The organism is Rhizobium sp. 18055 (genome assembly GCF_902706285.1).
Taxonomy (GTDB): Bacteria; Pseudomonadota; Alphaproteobacteria; order Rhizobiales; family Rhizobiaceae; genus Rhizobium.
In genome coordinates, this window is the sequence record NZ_CACSKD010000254.1 from 1 (window position 1) to 450 (window position 450).

General features: G+C 68.0%; 1 protein-coding gene. It reads right to left on the minus strand.

The genetic code is table 11. The annotated features are described in order from the left end of the window. Positions 1 to 52 precede the first annotated feature (52 nt). The coding region (locus tag GVL52_RS32100; protein ID WP_160012735.1) for a porin at positions 53 to 450 on the minus strand (398 nt) is incomplete at its 5' end.

The window sequence follows — 450 nt, forward strand, 5'->3', positions numbered from 1 at the left end:
CCCCAATGCCGTTTTATCGGCTCGCAATGAAAAGTGGAAACCCGGGCCCTCCTCAGAACGAGTGGCCCATGCCGAAGTACACGGCGCGCTGCGATGCGCCCGCGCCCGGGCCGTTGACGGTGACGTCGGCCGCGTAGTTGGCGCTGGAACTGTTGTTCACGCCGCCCAGCGACGCGTACAGGAAGGTGCGCTTGGACAGGTAGTAGTCCGCCCCCACCATCAGCAGCGTCGCGTTGCCGTTGCCGCGGTTGGCGCTGACGCGGTAGCCCGCGCCGATCAGGGTCAGCGCAGGCGTCACGTCGTAGCGCACGCCCAGCCAGCCGTGCTTGAGCTTGCTGGGCGCGCCAGCCGCGGCGTCGGGCGCGGAGATGCTCTCGTAGGCGGCGAACAGCTTGGCCGCACCGATGCGGTAGGTGCCGCCCAGGATCGCGTCCTTCGAATAGACGTAGG